This window comes from Mesorhizobium sp. G2-6-1 (assembly GCF_055809095.1).
The window spans coordinates 87,035-106,018 of sequence record NZ_CM147896.1 but is presented as its reverse complement, the minus strand read 5'-3'; the positions used below and the strand labels follow the sequence as shown (position 1 = coordinate 106,018).

The following is an 18,984-nucleotide window of genomic DNA, read 5'->3' as shown; positions in this document are numbered from 1 at the left end:
CGGGGAAACACAATGGCCGAAGACAGTCCCTTCATCGTTGACGCCGAATGGCTTCAAAACCGCCTTGGTGAGGCCGGCATCAGCATCATTGATGCCTCGTGGTACTTGCCCGCACAAAATCGCGATGCGCGAGCCGAATATGAAGCCGCTCATATTCCCGGCGCCGTGTTTTTCGATCACGATGCCGTATCGGATCAGGATTGTGAGCTTCCCCATACGCTGTCCACTCCGCAACACTTCGCCAAATTTGTTGGGGCGTTAGGCATTTCAGCCGACGACACCATCATCATCTATGACGGACCGGGCTTTTTCTCCGCCCCACGCGCATGGTGGATGTTTCGGATAATGGGTGTTCATCAGGTCTATGTGCTGGACGGTGGTTTTGATCGCTGGAAGGCGGCCGGTAAGCCGGTAACATCTGACATTACCAAAATTGCACCTTGCGTTTTCCACGCGAATTTCGACAAGGCTCGAGTGGCCAGTCTGGCCGATATGCGCGATGTCGTCGAGACGGGCGAGTCTCAAATTGCTGACGCGCGCGGAACGGGGCGCTTTGCCGGTACGGAGCCGGAACCACGCGCCGGTATTCGCTCCGGGCACATGCCGGGCGCGCACAATGTGCCGGCAACCGCACTCGCGCAAAATGGCGCGTTTTTGTCCAAGACCCGCTTGCGCGACGTGTTGGAAGGGGCGGGCATTGATCTTTCCAAGCCCGTCGTGACCTCGTGCGGTTCGGGAATTACAGCCGCGGTGATCACATTGGCGCTTGAATCACTGGGTCACACCGACAACCGGCTTTACGATGGCTCGTGGACGCAGTGGGGTGGTCTAACCGACACGCCCGTCGCGACCGGCAAGGATTGAACTGAATGGAGAATGGATTGCAGGAGAGCATCGAAGTTACTGTAACGTTTCTCGAAATGAGCGTTCAGCCAGCTGCGACCCCGCCGCTACCGTTCAATCGCCAGATCGCCCTGCTACAGGTGCATGACATCCCATTGCATTTCTACCGGTATCTCAATGATCGGGTTGGACGGAAATGGGAATGGGTCAATATCCTCAGATTGACCGACGCGGAATTGGCAGCTTCCATTCATCACGAGGACCGGGAAATAAGCGTGCTTTACCTCGATGGTGCGCCGGCCGGTTTCTTCGATATCAAGCCACATTCGGCAGATGAAGTGGAACTGGCCTATTTTGGCATGATGAAACACGCAACCGGACAAGGACTTGGCCGCTGGTTCCTCGGATCGGCAATTGCTGCATGTTGGGCTCATGAACCGAAACGGGTGACGGTACAGACTTGTACGCTCGATCATCCCGCAGCGCTTCCCTTGTATCAGAAGTTTGGCTTCGAACCAGTTGGGCAAAAAAAGGAAATGGTCCATCCCATGTCGTTCGACGAACGCTCTGCAAGCGTGATGCGCGCGTAAGCTCGGGTTCCTGAACACATCTTCATTCCTGCTTCAATTTCGGTTCGCAATCTTCGCAAACAACACCCTCTGCCTCCCAGATTGAGCGGCAACCCGACAGTGCGCCACGACGAAGTTGCGCCGCTTCGACAGTTTGATTTGCTGAATTGGCGTGATGGAGCAGGCGGCCCGAATGTCGGAACATCCCGATTGAACCACGAACGTTCAATATGAAACGGTTTGTTAACCATGATGATCGAATATCATCTACGGCTGTCGTATCTCTGTCGCATTGACGGGGTAAAAGGCAGATGTCGATAGATATTTCGACCGCGGATGAACCGGCGGGAAATCTCGACAACGAGGAAGCGGGGCTCTGGCTCCGCTTTTTTGTTGCTGGCGATATGCGAGCCACATCGGCGATCTGCTTCGCTGATACTCAACAGGCCCTAATACATGTCGTCAAGACGTGCCGCGTTTATGCGGCCAGCACGGCTTTGGGTTCGGCCAGTTCGTAGCCAAGAGCTTCGGCGACCGCGCTGTTGGTGATCTTGCCCTTGTGGACGTTCAGGCCATTGCGCAGATGCGGGTCGTCGACCAGTGCCTTCAGGCCCTTGTCGGCAAGCTGCAACCCGAAATGCAATGTCGCATTGTTGAGCGCGTGGGCCGAGGTAACCGGTACGGCACCCGGCATATTGGCGACGCAATAATGAATGACGCCATCCACTTCATAAGTCGGATCGGCATGGGTGGTGGCATGCGAGGTCTCGAAACATCCGCCCTGATCGATGGCGACATCGACCAGCACCGCTCCTTTCTTCATGCCGGAAAGCATTTCACGCGTGACCAGCTTTGGCGCGGCCGCGCCGGGAATAAGAACGGCACCAACGATAATGTCGGCGGAGAAGCATTCTTCTTCCAGTGCCTCGACAGTCGAGTAGCGCGTATGAACACGACCGCCAAAAATATCGTCAAGCTGGCGCAGGCGAGGGATCGAGCGGTCAATGATGGTAACGTCGGCTCCAAGGCCTACCGCCATTTTTGCGGCGTGCAGGCCAACGACCCCGCCACCCAGAACGGTGACTTTGCCCGGCAACACACCCGGCACACCGCCGAGCAGAACGCCGCGTCCGCCATTGGCTTTCTGTAATGCCGTAGCGCCCGCCTGAATCGAGAGGCGACCGGCGACTTCCGACATTGGTGCCAGCAACGGCAACCCGCCCCGGTCGTCGGTGACCGTCTCATAGGCAATCGCGGTAACACCTGAACCGAGCAGGCCCTTGGTCTGCTCCGGGTCCGGCGCGAGGTGGAGGTAGGTGTAAAGGATCTGACCATCGCGCAACTGAACCCACTCGCCGGGCTGCGGCTCCTTGACCTTGACGATCATGTCGGATTTGGCAAACACATCGGCTGCGGTCTTGGCGATAGTGGCGCCCGCGCCGCGATAGGCATTGTCATCGGCACCGATACCCGAACCAGCGCCGGTTTCGACCAGTACGTCATGGCCATGGGCTACATATTCGCGAACCGAGCCGGGAGTCAGCCCGACACGATATTCGTGATTCTTGATTTCCTTCGGGCAACCGACGCGCATCGTGTTTATCTCCTCTTGGCCGGACCGGCCATGCTCCCTTGATGGGCAGATTAAATCACGAACCGCTTCGCATGTGTTTGCGAATGGGCTTGCATGACTGGGGCGTCACCGTTAATATTTGCGCCAAATGACAAATTCATCGCAAGAACAACGAAAAATTTCACTAGACAGGATCGATATCGCCATTCTTGAGGCTTTGCAGAAGGATGGGCGCATACCGAACGCCAGCTTGGCCGAGAAGGTCGGCCTGTCGCAATCGGCCTGTTCGCGCCGCCTCGACAATCTGGAAAAATCGGGCACCATCAGAGGTTATCATGCCCGTCTTTCCAATGTGGCATTTGGCCATCAGACGACGGTCATCGTGCACATCTCGCTGTCGGGTCAGTTTGAAAAGACATTGTCGGATTTTGAAGCAGCGATCATGCGCTGCCCAAATGTGTTGTCGTGTCACCTGATGTCGGGCGAATATGACTACATATTGCGTATCGCGACAAAAGATCTGGCTGATTATGAGCGCATTCACAAGGAATGGCTCTCGGCAATGCCCCATGTGACAAGGATCAACTCTTCCTTCGCACTACGCGAAATTGTTGATCGTACCGCAGTGGGGCTCAAGCCTGAATTGGCCTGAATTGGCCTGAATTGGCCTGAACCCGGTGCCGGTTCGTCACGACCCTTGCGACGACTCCGTCACGATCCGGTCCATCGGAATGTCATGATCTTGCGGGTAGATGGTGGGTATGCGCTGCATTTCGTAGCCGATGCCGATTACTATCGGTTTGAATGGCATGGCTGCCAGAGTCCGGTCGAAGAAGCCACCGCCATAGCCAAGCCGGTACTTGCCGGGATCTATGCCCACGATGGGAGAAATGACAATATCTGGAAAGACCGGATCTCCTTCGGCTGGAATGGGAATATTCCAGACGCCTTTTTCCAGACGGTCCCCTTTGCGATAAGCCCGAAATACAAGAGGTTGCGCCTTTGCAATCACAAGGGGCAGCGCTGTACGTCCACCCCGTTCATTGATTCTATCCATCCACGGGCGAAGGTCCGGTTCGCCGCGAAATGGCCAATAGAGGCTAACCATGCGCCCCGCAATGTCGCCGATCACCGCATCAATGCCCTCGGCGATGCGTTCTGACATTTGCGCGCGCGTATCAGCCGGGATTTCAAGGCGCGCGGCGATCAGCCTTTCGCGCTCGGCTTTGCGCCAGCGCCTGACATCATCCCAGTCACTAGGTGGAGAATTATATTCGGGATCGAGTTCATGCATGAAGCACGGCGGAGACGCATAGTGCCCGGATTTTTCGTCGTCATTGCCGCTCATGCTGTCTCTCCATTCCAAAATTCAATCGAAATTAGGCGCGAACATTAGTATTCGCCAGTCATTTGGCGACATTTGCGCCGATTTCTGGTCGCATATCTATATCTCCGGTGGCACCGGGATGTCTGCTTTTTCTGCGGAAATAAGTGGGGACGCGCTGTGTTGCGCCGATGCGAAGCTATGGCGATCCGCCATGTTTTGCGCTAGCTAGAGCCATGCGCTACGTCATCATAATATGCAGCCTCGCTGTCTTCATTATTTGGGACGGCATGTACAATGAAGGCCACTACCTCGACTATACGGTCAGGGGGACCAGAAACATCGTTCATCTTGTTGCAGGCTGAACCAAATGCATGTCGCCCAATAGTGTGCATCGGTTTTGGGACAACGACATGCATGAAAACAATGGCTTGAAGCACGCTGCATGAATCCCTTTAGACGCGGCGTGCTTTAGGCGCGACATCCTGCCGGTTGACGTCACAAAATTCGCGACCCAATAGATACGTCCACGACCGTGAACGCTCGCCCTGCCATGAATGCCAATGGGGAGGGCTGTTCGCCTTTCCACTCAATTTCCTCGGAGACTGGCTTGATACGCCACATCGTGTTTTTCAGTGTAAAACCGACAATCGACGCAGAAGCTGTGCGCCACGGCTTGCTGTCATTGGCCGATATTCCCGGTTCAGGTCGTTTCGAAGTATCCATGAACAGCAAAGTCGATCCACTCTCAGATGAAATCGACATTGTTGTGTATGCCGAGTTCGATGACGATGCGGCTCTGGCCGCATTCAAGGCCCATCCAATTTATGCCGAAACGACACGCAAGGTGAGACCCATGCGTGAACTGCGCTTTTCCGCCGATGTGGTATCCAGCGCCTGACACTGTGAGGTGATTGCAGGCAGGATAGTCCGCGCCAATGCATGTCGCCCAAAACTGTGCAGCGGTTTCTGCCAAGAATTACGTAAAACAAATACTTAAAGTGGTTCAACGATTCCATAAAAGCTGGAACATTTTAGCGCGATGTGGCGGATGGTACTTACTGCCTCGTTCTTCCCACCAACAGCGCTGTCAGCTTAACGCAGGGACATGATTCTGTGATATGCCGAGCGGGATCGATAGAGCCACGACGAGAAGTGCCCACCAGAGCATGCCATGCGTATAAATGACAGAACCTTCTACAGGCAACTGGGTCATGAAGTAAGCGGCATATCCGCCCATCATGAACGCGGCCATTATTACAGGTTGCGATTGGGCGGGGCCGTAAAGGGAAAGTAACAACCCAAGTAAGATACTGGCGACAATGGTTTCTGCAAGCGCCCCTGTCCAACCTCCTAATGCATAGCCATAAATGTTAAGTGCAGCCGGAGCTGTTCCAACGAATCCGTCATCGCCAAACATCTGCTTGTAAATGTAGGTGGAGGGTTGGCATCTGCTTGGTTTTCGTTCAATTCGATCCAAAAGCGTGCCACATACCGCGCCCTTCGTCGTGAAGCGATCATAGTAGTATGGTGTAGCCATAGCCATTCTGTTGAATCCTACGACAAGCAGCCGCGGCGCAAAACTATAGGCTTGCCCAGCGGTATGGAGGCCGCGCTCGATGGACGACCGCGTTTGTTCACTCTCTTGAGAACGTTCATTCTCTTGAGAGATGTATGACGGTCCCAGACGTAACAGAACGACAGAAATGACCAGATAAACGCAAATCGCCAATATCAGGGCCAAACTGGTCTTTACGATCACATATCGCTTCGAGCAAACGAATACACATGCAGTTACCAACAGAAGGAAGATAACGACCGGCCATTTCATATTCAACAGGATCAAGGCGACAGAAAGAAGCGGCACGCCAATCCCTGCTGCTATGTACCAGAACAGTCCGCTGCCTTGTAACGATTTTATGACGGCGTAGATGACCAAGAAAACCAAGAGGGATTGCATGACCATCTGCGGCCAGTATCCAAGTGCGGCAAGGACCGAGAATCTGGCATGCACTGCATCGATTGCGCCCTCGGCCGCTGTCATTCGTGTCGAAGCATCAGCACTATAGAGAGAATAAAATGCATAGAAAAACAGGCAGCCGGAGACAAGCAAATAGGGAAGCCGACCGATTTCGGCTATCCATGGCGTCACAGCCTTCATAATGGGCTTGGTGCCGGTGCTGATAGGGAGCGCAATGGCAGGTGTGAGGACAAACGGGAACAGAAGTAGGGCCCAATACTCGAGCCCAAATGTTGCGCTGAAGTCATGCCAGGAAAAATCGATAATTGATAATGCTGGCCAATCACGGCCAAAAGGAGTCAAATAAATAATATTACCGATAATTGTTGTTGAGAAATACATTCCTAGGAATATATACATTGGGTATATACTCGAAACATGTCGAATAAAATTATTATGCAACATAAAAACCCTAACAAATATTTTTCGCTTGGTGGGGTTTATAGTTTCGTAGCTTCGGCGATGACATACCAGCCTGCATATTTCCCGATCGCGTCGTAAACGGATTTTGGGACGCTGCGATAAAGCCGGCCAAGCTTACTGGCCCCAGGCAATTCATCCCAAGTGAGTTTTCGGACAGACGTTCGAACTACGTTGAATCCAGCGGAGGACAGGATGGTGGTCAACTCCGAGCGGGAGTAAACGTTCACAAGTGGTGCCGCTTCGGCGTTTGTAAATTCTATCCTCGAGCGTCTTGCGGCAAGGCTCTCTCGAAGGAAACCACCAGTCAAGAAATGGACGCCCACCACTGATAGAAGGTAAAAGACTGACCGCTTGTGATAGAGGATTACGTAGAAGGTTCCTCCTGGCTCGAGGACGCGGTTTGCTTCTCTAAATGCTTTCGCCATATCGGGAACGTGGTGAAGCACCCCATTTGAATAGACAATCTCGAACGAAGCATCGTCATAGGGCAGGGCTTCCGCATCCCCTTGCACCACGTTTGGTTTGAAACCGAATTTTTGCAAATGGGTTTTGGTTCGATCGACGTTTTCAGGGGTAATGTCGATGCCGGAATACTCGGCATCATGTTCCATGAATTTCAACGCATCATAGCCGGGGCCAAAGCCCACTTCGAGAACACGTTTGTCTGCCATATCTTTGAACGGCACGACATCCTCAAGCCAGTCTTGTTCAATGGTGTCCCTGAAATGTCGCGCCTTTTCGAAAAACTCGTCGGTTCCAGGTTGATGCCCGACAGCGGAGGTATGCCCAGTTGGAGAGGCCCCCAAGTCTTCTGAGCTTGCGCCTTGGCGTCATTGGAAATGTGCGAGACCACTATATAACCTCAAGCTAATATTGCTCTAGCGTAGCGTTACGCTCGTATGGTCGCGTTTCAAGAGTGCCACAACCCGATAGTTTGTTCCACCAAAATTTGAAGGAACTTATATGTTTGCCAGCATGGCGAACAGTCCGATTTTCCCAGCCCGTCAAGCATACAAGGTCGCAGTGTGAACGTTTGCACGCGATTAACAACAATTGCCGGCTTGAGAGATCAATGCGGCTTTCATTTGAACTCAAATTCAACATCAATTGAGGGCGGAACGCTAAGCGAAAGTGAAAATCCCGTGACGCTTACAAATGGATTATCGTTCCAGCGCAGCTTCATCTCTTGCGCGTTTTTGATGAGTTGATCCCACCAATCGGCAATCATCTCCCCATTCATCGCCATGTATTCTTGTGAACTCGTGGGTACCTGTTCTTGAAGGTGCGCCAAATCTTTTGCAAATGCCGACAAAGCTAAGTTTCTGTCGGAAGTCGCTTGTGCATGGCCGATGCTGACCATAGCCGACAACGCCATACCTGCCAAAGCGCATTTGAAATATGGTTCTCTCATCGTCTCTCTTTTCAAACATGAATATGGAACCCGGCCGTGGTCGGAGCAACATTGTTTTTCACTGGACCGTTGTTCGGTGGCGCGCCGAAACAACGCTCGTTTCCCTACCTATCGGCTTTTCGTGCAGATTTGAGAATTCGCTAAGAGGTTGAAGATATGGCTCCCCGGGCCGGATTCGAACCAGCGACCAACCGGTTAACAGCCGGTTGCTCTACCACTGAGCTACCGGGGAACAGTACGCTCTTGTGCAGACAGGCAGCCTATAGCAAACCCTTTTCCGCTTTGCAAAGAAGCATTTCGGTTTTTTGCAGCCATTGCGCGCAGCGTTCTAGCAATTGGCGCTATATGCCATCATATCGGCGTTTGACGGCGCTATGCGAGCGCGCAACAAGCTTTTAAAGCCAGATGATCACGGGAAATCCATATAATGCATGGGCGCATAGAAGATGACTTCGGAACATAACTGCCCACCCGACGCGTCACGCAAGATTTTCATATTCGGGCGTGAGTTTGCGATGCCCCGGTCGCGGCGCACCCGCGTTATTATCGGTATTGCGCTGATCGTGCTCGGCATTTTTGGCTTTCTGCCAGTTCTTGGTTTCTGGATGATTCCGCTTGGCTTGTTGATACTGTCTTACGAATACGCGTCCGTTCGCCGTTTTCGTCGCCGGATCATGGTTTGGTGGGAGCGCCGCCGGCGGCGGGGTAAATAAGAATGCGAATTGAGCGCGACGGCTCGAACTTGAAACACACTGTTAGCGTTGCCGCGATCGGGTCGAAATTACCTGTTTGACGTTTTTTACCGGTCTGACGCGGTTCGAGATTCACCGGAGGTAAAGGATTGTTTTGGGAATGACCTTTGCCTGCTTGACGCGAAATCGCGGTCAACCTATTGAAGCGCCGTGGAACGCCCGAAGAAATGAGGCCTCGTGGCGGAGTGGTTACGCAGAGGACTGCAAATCCTTGCACCCCGGTTCGATTCCGGGCGAGGCCTCCAGTTTTCCGGACGTTTGACGCAAGCGCACGCATTGTCGCGCTGTGCGGTTGAACGGTTGCGCGCAGCTCGCGCCAAGGACAGGACGGTCTGGGTATGAATGCGGAATTCGCCGAACGTCGCGTGAAAATGGTCGATGGCCAGGTTCGCACCACAGACGTGACCAGCGCGCCACTGCTTGATGCGCTGCTTTCAGTGCCGCGTGAGGCTTTCGTCAACGAATCGCTGCGAGATCTCGCATATATCGACGAAGATATCAGGATTGCCGACGGGGCTGATGGCCCGCGCTACTTGATGGAACCATCGCCATTTGCCCGGTTGATACAACTTGCGGAAATCCGGGCCGACGACCATGTGCTCGATGTCGGCTGCGGCACAGGCTATTCGGCGGTAATCCTTTCTCGTTTGGCAGGGAGCGTGGTTGCGCTGGAAAGCGATGCGGCGTTGGCGCAGCAGGCTGAGGAGGCACTGTCATCGCTTGATTGCGACAATGTTTCTGTTGTTACAGGCCCGCTTCAAGCGGGCATGCACCAAAGGCACCTTACAATGCCATTTTTGTTGGCGGCAGCGTCGAAGAAGTGCCGCAGACATTGCTGGACCAGCTTGCGGAAGGCGGTCGCCTTGTGGCCGTGGAAGGTTACGGAAATGCTGGCACTGCGCGAATCTTCCTGAAAACTATGGGGGTTGTGTCGGGGCGATGGGCATTTAATGCGGCAATAAAGCCACTACCGGGGTTCGAACGTACTCGAACCTTCGAGTTTTGAACGGTTTTTTCTTGCAGCCTGGGCAATGTCATGTTCGCCTAGGGCTCAATAAATGTTGCAGTTCAGGTTAATAGTTTCGTGATACTGCAAATTGGGGTGTGGAATGCGCGGTCCGGCTTGCTCTGTAGGGGGAAGGTTGGAACTGCGCTGTGTCTGCGATTTTGAATGTGTGAGGGGTCAACTTGCTGTCCTTTAGAAAGACTGTTTTTGCTGCCCTGCTTTTCTCTGCAACAGCGCTCTCGCCGCTGACTGCTTCTGCAGAGACCATAGCCGGTGCACTCTCCAAGGCTTACCAGAACAATTCACAGTTGAACTCGGCGCGTGCCGGTGTGCGCGTTACTGATGAAGGTGTCGCCATTGCCAAGTCCGGCTGGCGTCCATCCGTCGTTGGTTCGGCCAGTATCGACTACACCAATACGCGCCGCAGCGCCGGATCGACACGCCTGACGTCTGGCAATTTCGGCGTGCAGATCAATCAGACATTGTTCGACGGCTTCCAGACCAAGAACAATGTAGCCGCTGCCGAAGCGCGCGTTGCCGCCTCGCAGGAAAGCTTGCGAAACACTGAAGAGAACATTCTGTTTACGGCTGCCCAAGCCTATATGAATGTAATCTATAACCGCCAGGTTACGGCGCTCACCAAGCAAAATCTACAATTCCTGAACGAGCAGGCGCGGGCTGCCTCGTCGCGCTTCGAAGTCGGTGAGGGAACCCGCACCGACGTGGCCCAGGCGGACGCAGCGCGCTCCAGCGCACGGGCGCAGGTGAGTGCCGCGCAGGCACAGGCATTGGCCAGCGCCGCCTCATATCGCCAGCTCGTTGGCGAAGAACCGCGCAAGCTGAAATCACCTTCACCGCTCTCAAGGCTTTTGCCGCGCAACCTCGACTCTGCAATTGCTATTGCGTCGAAAGAACACCCGGCAATTCTCGCAACCGCCCATCTGGTCGATGCCGCCGCATATGCGGTGAAGTCGGCGGAAGGTACGTTGCTGCCTTCGGTGACCGCATCTGCCGGAATTTCTCAGAATTATTCCGGTGCCAGAGGTCTTGTGACCACCTCGACGGGCGACTCGACCTCGGCCAATATTGGCGCGACGTTGAGTGTCCCGATCTATCAAGGTGGTCGTGCCTCTGCGCAGGTTCGTCAATCAAAGGAATCACTTGGTCAGGCCCGTATCGAGGTTGACGTCAATCGCGACCAGGTGCGCAATGCCGTAACATCAGCGTGGACGTCATACGTTGCTGCGCAGGAAGGCGTTTCTGCCAATCGTGCGTTGGTGAACGCAGCGCAGCTTGCGTTGAACGGAGTTGTCGAAGAACGCAATGTTGGCCAGCGCACCACTCTTGATGTGCTGAATGCGCAGGCAGATGTGATCAGCGCGAAGATCAATCTTGCCGGGTCGCAACGCGATGTGGTTCTTGCAAGCTATGCCATCGTCCAGGCGATGGGGCGTCTTTCCACCGAACGCCTCGGGCTTCAGGTGGCGAAGTACAAGCCCGAAGAGCATTACAATGCGGTGAAAGACAAGTGGTACGGTCTCCGCACGCCCGACGGACGCTAAACCAATGCGTGGGGCGCTCTATCACCTTGATGGAGCGTCGAGGAATTCGGGAAGCCGGTAAACCTTTTTCGGTTCGGCGCTTTCGTGCATGTCGCCCAAAAGTGTGCAGCGATTTTGGGGCAACGACATGCACAAAAACAAGGGCTTAAAGCACCCTGCATGAATCCTTTTAGACGCGGCGCGCTTTAGGAATCTACACACTCGCTGCGTCATGATGGTGCGGTATCCAGGCGTTTGCATCTGTAATGCAGGCTCTGATTCGCCTGTCATCGGATCTAAATCCGGCTCGAATCTTTTGATTTTGCGAGATTCCGAGAGCAACCCTGTACCCATATTCTTTGAAAATTCTCTAATCTGTTGAAATCCAACATGACTCCGGATTGGGGATTCTCGAACGGCCATCGTTCGGTTACGCTGGTGAAATGATTCGGGCCTAGCCGGCATCGGCAAGAAAACCAGCCTGGGTCGCAAGGGCGGCAGATGTGACAATGGCTATGGCAAGCAGCGCGCAGCGCGAACCTTCTATGGAAGAGATACTGGCTTCGATACGACGGATCATTGAAGATAGTGACACCGGTCGCAAGCAAACGGAAGAATCATCCGACGAGTTCAAGCAGGATCTTGGACCGAGGTCCGTGGATGTGCCTGAAGCGAATGCGTTTCGCGAAGAGTTCAACGCGCCCACACAGAACACACAACCAATATCATTAGCCGATGTCGAGACGCAGATTGCGGCTGGTGATTCTGGGGATACGACTGATGAAGCGGCTGCCGCACCTGTGCCGGAAACGGCCACCCCGGTAGCTTTGGCTGACGTGAGTGCGCAGCTTTCCGTTGAAAGTCAGGCTGATCACGACGCGACATTGAAGCCGCAAGAGGACGTATCGTTACACTCCGCCGTTGCGGATTGGCGTCGAGACATCGTGTCGATAGCCGAGCAGGCGAGTGCCGGCCCCGCTGAGCAGCAGCCCGAACAGACACCGGACACGATGGCTGGCGACAAGGATTTCGTCGACGCATTGTCAGAATTGGGACCGGAAGCTGCAACGCCTCATGACGAGCCGGTGCAGCCGAATTTGGGCGAACTGTCGGCTCTCAAACCGTCGATTGTGTCGGAACAGACCGGTCGGCAGGTCGCGGCTGCATTTGGCGAATTGTCCGAGGCTTTTGCCAGCAGAAGCAAGCAGACCTTTGACGAGATGGCCGAGGATATGATGCGGCCCATGTTGCAGGATTGGCTGGACAACAATTTGCCGACTCTGGTCGAACGGTTGGTGCGTGAAGAAATCGAGCGTGTTGCGCGGGGTTCCTGACACACACACACGCCAAATCTGAAGCAACGCACTTTCGTAACTGGACAGGGCTTCTATAGCACTCCTTTCAAGCCTTGCCTTCCAGCCGTTTCATCAAAGCCATCGCACCGAAAGGTGCACGAACTTTGCCTTCGGTAATGAAATAGACAAATACGTCGCGCGGCTTGACCGGTGCCTCACTCGAAGGATCGGCGCGGGTGAGGTCGGTCGGAACCTTGCCCTCAGCCCAGACCTTTGCGCGTAGAGACCATTCATCCAATCCATTGGATGGATAGCAATCTGGATTATCGTCCTCGCCGGTTTGAAGCCGTGTGTAAATGAAGTTGCCGGTCACGTCGGCGATGGCCGGATATTTTTCATGGTCGGCATAGACGATCGCCACATTATATTTTCGCGCAAGCGCGACGAATTCCGGAACGACAAAAGTTGGGTTTCGAACCTCAACCGCGTGCCGAAGTGTTATTCCATCCTGTTTTTCCGGCAAAAGGGCGAGAAAAGCGCCAAAATCGTCGAGGTCAAACTTCTTGGTCGGCATGAATTGCCAAAGTAGTGGCCCGAGTTTGTCACCAAGTGCTGTTATGCCGGATTGCAAGAAGCGCGTCATCGATTCACCCGCCTCTGCAAGCACGCGGCGGTTGGTGATGAAACGATTGCCTTTCAATGCGAAAACAAAATCATCGGGCGATTCATTCGCCCATTTTACGAAGGTTGGCTCCTTGAAACTCGAATAATAGGTGCCATTGACCTCGATGGTTGGCACTTGCCGCGACGCGAATTGCAACTGCTTCGCCTTCGCCAGTTTTTCAGGATAAAAAGATGTATTCCACGGCTCAAATGTCCAGCCGCCCATACCTGCGCGGATTTTTCCGGTGGTAGTCATTCCGCCCTCCAAGATGTTGAACAGTCCCTAAGCGTGTATATTCGGTTCGATGGCTTTCGCCATGTCTACGCAAATCCATCCTTCACGGTATGGATTTGGACGGCGACCCGTTTCGTGAAAACCGTATGCCAGGTAGAACGAAATGTTTCGCTCCATCATCGCATTTGTATAGAGTCGAATCTCTGGCAAACCCCAAAGGCCGACCTGTTTTTCTGCCCAATCCAGCAGCACGATACCTAGTCCTTTGTGCTGAAAGCGTGGCGCTACGGCAATACTGAATATTTCAGCATGATCGGCGTGTCGCACCAACACCAGTATCCCTGCCGCTTCACCGTCAATTTCCAGAATACTGACTTCGTCGCGTGCGATGCGTGGCACGTAATCTTCCGTTACCGGGATCGGCGGCGCACCGAACTGAAGCGTGTAAGGAGAAAAAGCGACGTCGGTTAGAGAAATGACGATAGCAAAATCATCGGCTCGCGCCGTTCTGATGCTTGTGTCTTGGTCCATCACTTACTCCGCCGCTTCCCGCTTCCTTCCCGGCCTTCGTTCCAGCAACTCTTTCAAAAACTGGCCGGTATAGCTGCGCGGTTCGGAAACGATTGCTTCCGGTGGACCGGACGCCACGAGTTCGCCACCGCCGTCGCCACCCTCCGGGCCAAGATCGAGCACCCAGTCCGCCGTCTTGATAACTTCAAGATTGTGCTCGATGACAACGACCGAGTTGCCCTGTTCGACCAACTCGTGCAGCACTTCGAGCAGTTTGGCGACATCGTGAAAATGCAGGCCGGTGGTTGGTTCATCAAGAATGTAAAGCGTCTTGCCTGTGGCTTTGCGCGATAATTCCTTGGCCAGTTTGATACGCTGCGCCTCTCCGCCGGAAAGCGTCGTCGCCTGCTGTCCGATATGGATATAGCCGAGGCCAACCCGCTTCAACGTCTCCAACTTGTCGCGCACGCCTGGTACGGCAGCGAAGAAATCGACGCCTTCCTCGACCGTCATATCGAGAACGTCGGCAATCGACTTGCCTTTGAACACAACGTCAAGTGTTTCGCGATTGTAGCGTTTGCCGTGACAGACATCGCAGGTGACATAAACGTCCGGCAGAAAGTGCATCTCGATCTTGATGACACCATCGCCCTGGCAGGCTTCGCAACGGCCACCCTTGACGTTGAATGAGAATCGACCGGGTTGATAGCCGCGCGCCTTGGCTTCCGGCAAGCCGGCGAACCAGTCTCGGATCGGCGTAAACGCCCCCGTATAAGTGGCCGGGTTGGAGCGCGGCGTGCGGCCGATGGGGGACTGGTCGATGTCGATAACCTTGTCGAGAAATTCCAACCCCTCGATGCGGTCATGGTCGGCCGGGTGCTCGCGCGATCCCATGATGCGCCGCGAGGCTGCCTTGAAGAGTGTTTCAATCAGGAAGGTTGATTTGCCCCCGCCTGAAACGCCGGTAACCGCGGTGAAGGTGCCGAGCGGGATTTCGGCGGTGACATTCTTCAAATTGTTGCCGCGCGCGCCAACCACTTTCAGCCGCCAGCTCTTCTTGGCCTCACGACGCAGGGCAGGCGTGGCGATCTCAAGGTCGCCGGACAGATATTTGCCAGTGATCGAGTTGGGATTGGCCATGATCTGCTGGGGCGTGCCTTCACCAATGACGCGCCCGCCATGAATGCCGGCAGCAGGACCAATGTCGACCACATAATCGGCATGTAAAATCGCATCTTCATCATGCTCGACGACGATGACGGTATTGCCGATATCTCGCAGATGTTTCAGCGTGTCGAGCAGGCGGGAGTTATCACGCTGATGCAAGCCTATCGACGGCTCATCCAGCACATAAAGCACGCCAGTCAACCCCGAGCCGATTTGCGATGCCAGGCGGATTCGCTGGCTTTCGCCACCAGAGAGCGTGCCGGAATTGCGCGCCAGTGTCAGATAGTCGAGCCCGACATCGTTGAGGAAGCGTAACCGCTCGCGAATTTCCTTCAAAATACGCACGGCGATTTCGTTTTGCTTCTCATTGAGCAGCGCCGGCAGGTCGATGAACCACTGGTTGGCCTTGCGAATGGACATTTCTGTCACCTGGCCAATATGCTTGCCGCCGATCTTGACCGCCAGCGCCTCCGGCTTCAGGCGATAGCCCTTGCAGGCGGGGCAAGGGGTTGCCGACATGAACCGCTCGATTTCCTCGCGCATCCATGCAGATTCGGTTTCTTTCCAGCGCCGTTCAAGATTTGGGATGACGCCTTCAAATGTCTTGGTCGTCTTGTAGGAGCGCAAACCATCATCATATTGGAAGGCGATTTCGCGTTCGCCAGTGCCGTGCAAAATGGCATTTTGCGCTTCTTCGTCCAGATCGTTGAACTTGTCGGCAAGCTTGAAGCCATAGACCTTTCCCAACGCCTCCAATGTTTGCGAATAGTAAGGCGAGGTCGATTTGGCCCACGGGCTGACCGCGCCGCCACGCAATGAAACATTGGCGTCGGGAACGATCAGGCTGGCGTCAATGGCGCGTTGGCTGCCGAGCCCATCGCAGGTGGGGCAGGCCCCGAATGGATTGTTGAAGGAAAACAGCCGCGGCTCTATCTCCGGGATGGTGAAACCGGAAACCGGGCAGGCAAATTTTTCCGAAAACAGAATACGTTCATGCGTTTCATTCTTCGATTTGTTGACGGAATCCTCGCCAGTCTGGCTGGAATCGAGCGGTTTGTCGGCAAATTCGGCGAGAGCAAGGCCTTCCGCGAGCTTCAGCGCGGTCTCGATGGAATCGGCAAGCCGTGTTGCCAAGTCTCCCCGCACGACGATACGATCCACCACCACATCGATGTCATGTTTGTATTTCTTGTCGAGCGTCGGCACCTCGGCAATTTCATAAAAGACACCATCGACCTTGACGCGCTGGAAGCCCTTTTTCTGTAACTCCAGCAGTTCCTTGCGGTACTCGCCCTTACGCCCCCGAACGATTGGCGCCAGAATGAACAGCCGGGTTCCTTCATCGAGCGCCACCACGCGATCAACCATCTGGCTGACCGTCTGGCTTTCGATGGGCAATCCGGTCGCCGGTGAATAGGGAACGCCGACACGTGCAAACATCAAGCGCATGTAGTCGTAGATTTCGGTGACGGTTCCAACAGTTGAACGCGGGTTCTTCGAGGTGGTTTTCTGTTCGATCGAAATGGCGGGCGAGAGGCCGTCGATCTGGTCGACATCCGGCTTCTGCATCATTTCGAGGAACTGACGCGCATAAGCCGAAAGGCTTTCGACATAGCGGCGCTGGCCCTCGGCATAAATCGTGTCGAACGCCAGCGATGATTTGCCGGAACCCGAAAGACCGGTCATCACGACGAGCGAGTCGCGCGGCAGATCGATATCGATGTTTTTCAAATTATGTTCGCGCGCGCCGCGAATGGAAATATACTTTTGGTCGGCCATAGCCGGTACGCCGCCTCGGTCTTGAATGTTTCGGAATGGCAGGAATTCCCGGCCCTCCGCCAATATAGGTCGTTTTGCCACAGATTCGAGAGACGCGGCAACTTTGCCTTCAATTGGGTTTAAGCGTCTTTCGGGGCAGCGGGCAAGTGAAAAGAACAAAGACCGAACAGGCTCCTGACAAATCGTGCCAGCGCGTGTGTCTTCATGTTACAGAAGATCACATTTCATTGCCGGGGCCTTTCTAAGGTTGACGACGTGCCAGAAAAGGGAGCAGGCTATCAATTGTCGCAGAAGCCGATTGCCGGAAGGGCGATCTTTGCTACTGGAAAATGGCTTTGAATAGGCCGCAGACCAGCAAATGAAGTGCTCTGTAGACAAACGGCGCAATGAAGCGAAGGAGTGAGGCATGACTCCACCTGATAGTACCCCAAGGCTCCGCGCTTAGACGGAGCCGCAGTAGGAAATTCGCGCAGTTTGCTTTTGGCTGATTTGCCGGATATCTGCTGTTTCCCACTCCAAAATCAGAGACCAATGGTCGGATCGTTGGCTAAATGCCACGAGGCATCCGAATTACAAAGCCGGAAGAATCTTCCGACAAAAATGGGTAGACCCATAAAGCCCCACCAGTTTGCGCAAGCAGTGGTGGGGCGATTTATGTTGAACCTCAGCGTCGCGGTGGTCGTGTCGAACCGACCCCGATATCAACAGTAACGCTGCCGGAAATCCGGACATCAACATCGCCAACCTTGAATTGACTTGTACCCTGAGATGGCAGGGTATCGTCCGGTTCTGCTTCAAGTGGCTGGATTATCCGAAAATCGCTGTTCACACCGGGCAATGCGGGATTGCTTTTCCCGTTAGAAAGGCTTCCGGCAATGCTACTTGTCGGCAAGGCTGCAAGAAGCAATGCCACGCCGATCATTGTCGTTGATATGTCGGTAGGTCCTTTTGCCATGGTGCGATGATAGACCCGCGATCAAGCACAATCCAGACCAATCAGAAACCAGCAGAATGCAAAATCTGGAATACGTGACCCGATTGCGCCAGGCGGGGTGGGATATTGATCGCGCGCAAGACAATGCCGATCAGGCCGCTTCCGAACTTCGGTATCTTTCCGCGCAATAAGCCGCGTAAAACCGCTTTCTCCTCTGGATGGTGTGCAGACTTGCCCCCATAGGGAAAAATCTTGACACGAAATCCGGAGAGAGTAGAACAAATATAGAACAAAATCCTTATGGGGAAAAGCGGTTGGAAGCGAGCGAAACGGCTTTGCAATCTGTAAGGTGCGGCTTGGAAATTTGTTTCGGATGAGCGTGGAGAAGTGTGATGGCGGGCAGCGTCAACAAGGTCATTTTGGTCGGCAATCTCGGTGCTGACCCCGATATTCGCCGTTTGAACTCTGGCGATCCGGTCGTCAATTTGCGCATCGCAACGTCGGAAACCTGGCGAGACAAAAATTCCGGCGAACGCAAGGAAAAGACCGAATGGCATTCGGTTGTCATTTTCAACGACAATCTTGCCAAGGTCGCTGAATCCTATCTGAAAAAAGGCATGAAGGTCTATATCGAAGGCCAGTTGCAGACCCGCAAATGGGAAAAAGATGGCATTGAGCGCTATTCGACGGAAATTGTTTTGCAGAAGTTCCGTGGTGAACTGCAGATGCTTGATTCGCGAGGCCAGAGTGAGGGCGGACAGGTCGGCTATTCCGGTGGTGGCGGTGGCCGCAGTTCCGATTTCGGCCAGTCGGGGCCTGGTGGTTATGACTCAGGTAGCGGCGGCGGGTCTGGCGCAGGTCGTGGCGGTGGTTCGCGCGACCTCGATGACGAAATCCCGTTCTGAGGTGAGGGCGTAGCACTCTGCGGCTTTGCAACGT

The 18,984-nt window shown here is 54.3% G+C and carries 17 protein-coding genes, 2 tRNA genes and 1 pseudogene; 10 read left to right on the top strand and 10 right to left on the bottom strand.

The window, feature by feature from the left end; genetic code table 11:
* The first annotated feature begins 12 nt into the window (after window positions 1–12).
* Window positions 13–864 (top strand): 3-mercaptopyruvate sulfurtransferase, encoded by an 852-nt coding sequence (sseA, locus tag AC0L7S_RS00485; protein ID WP_473472601.1) that lies wholly within the window; start codon window positions 13–15, stop codon window positions 862–864.
* A gap of 5 nt (window positions 865–869) precedes the next feature.
* Window positions 870–1,433, top strand: a complete 564-nt coding sequence (locus tag AC0L7S_RS00480; protein WP_473472600.1) for a GNAT family N-acetyltransferase — start codon at window positions 870–872, stop codon at window positions 1,431–1,433.
* A gap of 457 nt (window positions 1,434–1,890) precedes the next feature.
* Here the strand turns inward: AC0L7S_RS00480 and ald are convergent, their stop codons facing one another.
* Entirely contained in the window at window positions 1,891–3,006 is a 1,116-nt protein-coding gene (gene ald, locus AC0L7S_RS00475) for an alanine dehydrogenase (RefSeq protein ID WP_473472599.1), read from the bottom strand.
* A gap of 157 nt (window positions 3,007–3,163) precedes the next feature.
* Between ald and AC0L7S_RS00470 the strand changes: the two genes are divergently transcribed.
* A complete protein-coding gene (locus AC0L7S_RS00470) occupies window positions 3,164–3,637 on the top strand; it encodes an Lrp/AsnC family transcriptional regulator (RefSeq protein ID WP_473474378.1) in 474 nt (157 codons plus the stop codon).
* 36 nt (window positions 3,638–3,673) lie between these two features.
* Here AC0L7S_RS00470 and AC0L7S_RS00465 read toward each other — a convergent pair whose 3' ends face one another.
* The gene (locus tag AC0L7S_RS00465) at window positions 3,674–4,333 is read right to left on the bottom strand and encodes a 5-formyltetrahydrofolate cyclo-ligase (protein ID WP_473472598.1); all 660 of its coding nucleotides are present in this window, start codon (window positions 4,331–4,333) and stop codon (window positions 3,674–3,676) included.
* Window positions 4,334–4,919: 586 nt separating this feature from the next.
* Between AC0L7S_RS00465 and AC0L7S_RS00460 the strand changes: the two genes are divergently transcribed.
* Window positions 4,920–5,210 carry a Dabb family protein gene (locus tag AC0L7S_RS00460; protein WP_473472597.1) on the top strand — a complete coding sequence of 97 codons (291 nt, stop codon included), beginning with the start codon at window positions 4,920–4,922 and terminating at the stop codon, window positions 5,208–5,210.
* A gap of 189 nt (window positions 5,211–5,399) precedes the next feature.
* Here the strand turns inward: AC0L7S_RS00460 and AC0L7S_RS00455 are convergent, their stop codons facing one another.
* The 4 genes from AC0L7S_RS00455 to AC0L7S_RS00440 form a co-directional block, all read right to left on the bottom strand.
* Window positions 5,400–6,689: a hypothetical protein gene (locus tag AC0L7S_RS00455; RefSeq protein WP_473472596.1), complete on the bottom strand. Its 1,290-nt coding sequence runs from the start codon at window positions 6,687–6,689 to the stop codon at window positions 5,400–5,402.
* 80 nt (window positions 6,690–6,769) lie between these two features.
* Complete coding sequence (locus tag AC0L7S_RS00450; protein ID WP_473472595.1) at window positions 6,770–7,558, bottom strand: class I SAM-dependent methyltransferase; 789 nt, start codon at window positions 7,556–7,558, stop codon at window positions 6,770–6,772.
* Between the two features lie 275 nt (window positions 7,559–7,833).
* On the bottom strand, window positions 7,834–8,163 hold the full coding sequence (locus AC0L7S_RS00445) for a hypothetical protein (protein WP_473472594.1): 330 nt from the start codon (window positions 8,161–8,163) through the stop codon (window positions 7,834–7,836).
* Between the two features lie 157 nt (window positions 8,164–8,320).
* Window positions 8,321–8,395, bottom strand: a tRNA-Asn gene (locus AC0L7S_RS00440).
* A 214-nt stretch (window positions 8,396–8,609) separates the two neighbouring features.
* On the opposite strand from AC0L7S_RS00440, the gene AC0L7S_RS00435 reads away from it, so the two are divergent.
* The 5 genes and pseudogenes from AC0L7S_RS00435 (at window position 8,610) to AC0L7S_RS00415 (ending at window position 12,796) form a co-directional block, all read left to right on the top strand.
* A complete protein-coding gene (locus tag AC0L7S_RS00435; RefSeq protein WP_473472593.1) occupies window positions 8,610–8,876 on the top strand; it encodes a hypothetical protein in 267 nt (88 codons plus the stop codon).
* A 210-nt stretch (window positions 8,877–9,086) separates the two neighbouring features.
* A tRNA-Cys gene (locus AC0L7S_RS00430) sits at window positions 9,087–9,160 on the top strand.
* Between the two features lie 93 nt (window positions 9,161–9,253).
* A pseudogene (locus tag AC0L7S_RS00425) lies at window positions 9,254–9,921 on the top strand (protein-L-isoaspartate O-methyltransferase family protein).
* A 182-nt stretch (window positions 9,922–10,103) separates the two neighbouring features.
* Entirely contained in the window at window positions 10,104–11,483 is a 1,380-nt protein-coding gene (locus AC0L7S_RS00420) for a TolC family outer membrane protein (protein WP_473472592.1), read from the top strand.
* A gap of 488 nt (window positions 11,484–11,971) precedes the next feature.
* The gene (locus tag AC0L7S_RS00415; protein ID WP_473472591.1) at window positions 11,972–12,796 is read left to right on the top strand and encodes a PopZ family protein; all 825 of its coding nucleotides are present in this window, start codon (window positions 11,972–11,974) and stop codon (window positions 12,794–12,796) included.
* 67 nt (window positions 12,797–12,863) lie between these two features.
* On the opposite strand, the gene AC0L7S_RS00410 is transcribed toward AC0L7S_RS00415, so the two are convergent.
* The 4 genes from AC0L7S_RS00410 to AC0L7S_RS00395 form a co-directional block, all read right to left on the bottom strand.
* Window positions 12,864–13,676: a DUF72 domain-containing protein gene (locus tag AC0L7S_RS00410; protein ID WP_473472590.1), complete on the bottom strand. Its 813-nt coding sequence runs from the start codon at window positions 13,674–13,676 to the stop codon at window positions 12,864–12,866.
* A gap of 27 nt (window positions 13,677–13,703) precedes the next feature.
* Window positions 13,704–14,186: a GNAT family N-acetyltransferase gene (locus AC0L7S_RS00405; protein ID WP_473472589.1), complete on the bottom strand. Its 483-nt coding sequence runs from the start codon at window positions 14,184–14,186 to the stop codon at window positions 13,704–13,706.
* A gap of 3 nt (window positions 14,187–14,189) precedes the next feature.
* On the bottom strand, window positions 14,190–17,111 hold the full coding sequence (uvrA, locus tag AC0L7S_RS00400) for an excinuclease ABC subunit UvrA (protein WP_473472588.1): 2,922 nt from the start codon (window positions 17,109–17,111) through the stop codon (window positions 14,190–14,192).
* 664 nt (window positions 17,112–17,775) lie between these two features.
* Window positions 17,776–18,066 (bottom strand): hypothetical protein, encoded by a 291-nt coding sequence (locus AC0L7S_RS00395; protein WP_473472587.1) that lies wholly within the window; start codon window positions 18,064–18,066, stop codon window positions 17,776–17,778.
* A 371-nt stretch (window positions 18,067–18,437) separates the two neighbouring features.
* Here AC0L7S_RS00395 and ssb point away from each other — a divergent pair, with 371 nt between their 5' ends.
* Window positions 18,438–18,950 carry a single-stranded DNA-binding protein gene (gene ssb / locus AC0L7S_RS00390; protein ID WP_473472586.1) on the top strand — a complete coding sequence of 171 codons (513 nt, stop codon included), beginning with the start codon at window positions 18,438–18,440 and terminating at the stop codon, window positions 18,948–18,950.
* Window positions 18,951–18,984: the final 34 nt, after the last annotated feature.

Excerpts from the sequence above, each read along its gene's own strand:
- sseA (WP_473472601.1), top strand. The coding sequence starts at position 13 with ATGGCCGAAGACAGTCCCTTCATCGTTGACGCCGAATGGCTTCAAAAC.
- AC0L7S_RS00480 (WP_473472600.1), top strand. The coding sequence starts at position 870 with ATGGAGAATGGATTGCAGGAGAGCATCGAAGTTACTGTAACGTTTCTC.
- ald (WP_473472599.1), bottom strand. The coding sequence starts at position 3,006 with ATGCGCGTCGGTTGCCCGAAGGAAATCAAGAATCACGAATATCGTGTC.
- AC0L7S_RS00465 (WP_473472598.1), bottom strand. The coding sequence starts at position 4,333 with ATGAGCGGCAATGACGACGAAAAATCCGGGCACTATGCGTCTCCGCCG.
- AC0L7S_RS00455 (WP_473472596.1), bottom strand. The coding sequence starts at position 6,689 with ATGTATATATTCCTAGGAATGTATTTCTCAACAACAATTATCGGTAAT.
- AC0L7S_RS00445 (WP_473472594.1), bottom strand. The coding sequence starts at position 8,163 with ATGAGAGAACCATATTTCAAATGCGCTTTGGCAGGTATGGCGTTGTCG.
- AC0L7S_RS00435 (WP_473472593.1), top strand. The coding sequence starts at position 8,610 with ATGACTTCGGAACATAACTGCCCACCCGACGCGTCACGCAAGATTTTC.
- AC0L7S_RS00415 (WP_473472591.1), top strand. The coding sequence starts at position 11,972 with ATGGCTATGGCAAGCAGCGCGCAGCGCGAACCTTCTATGGAAGAGATA.
- AC0L7S_RS00410 (WP_473472590.1), bottom strand. The coding sequence starts at position 13,676 with ATGACTACCACCGGAAAAATCCGCGCAGGTATGGGCGGCTGGACATTT.
- AC0L7S_RS00405 (WP_473472589.1), bottom strand. The coding sequence starts at position 14,186 with ATGGACCAAGACACAAGCATCAGAACGGCGCGAGCCGATGATTTTGCT.
- uvrA (WP_473472588.1), bottom strand. The coding sequence starts at position 17,111 with ATGGCCGACCAAAAGTATATTTCCATTCGCGGCGCGCGCGAACATAAT.
- AC0L7S_RS00395 (WP_473472587.1), bottom strand. The coding sequence starts at position 18,066 with ATGGCAAAAGGACCTACCGACATATCAACGACAATGATCGGCGTGGCA.
- ssb (WP_473472586.1), top strand. The coding sequence starts at position 18,438 with ATGGCGGGCAGCGTCAACAAGGTCATTTTGGTCGGCAATCTCGGTGCT.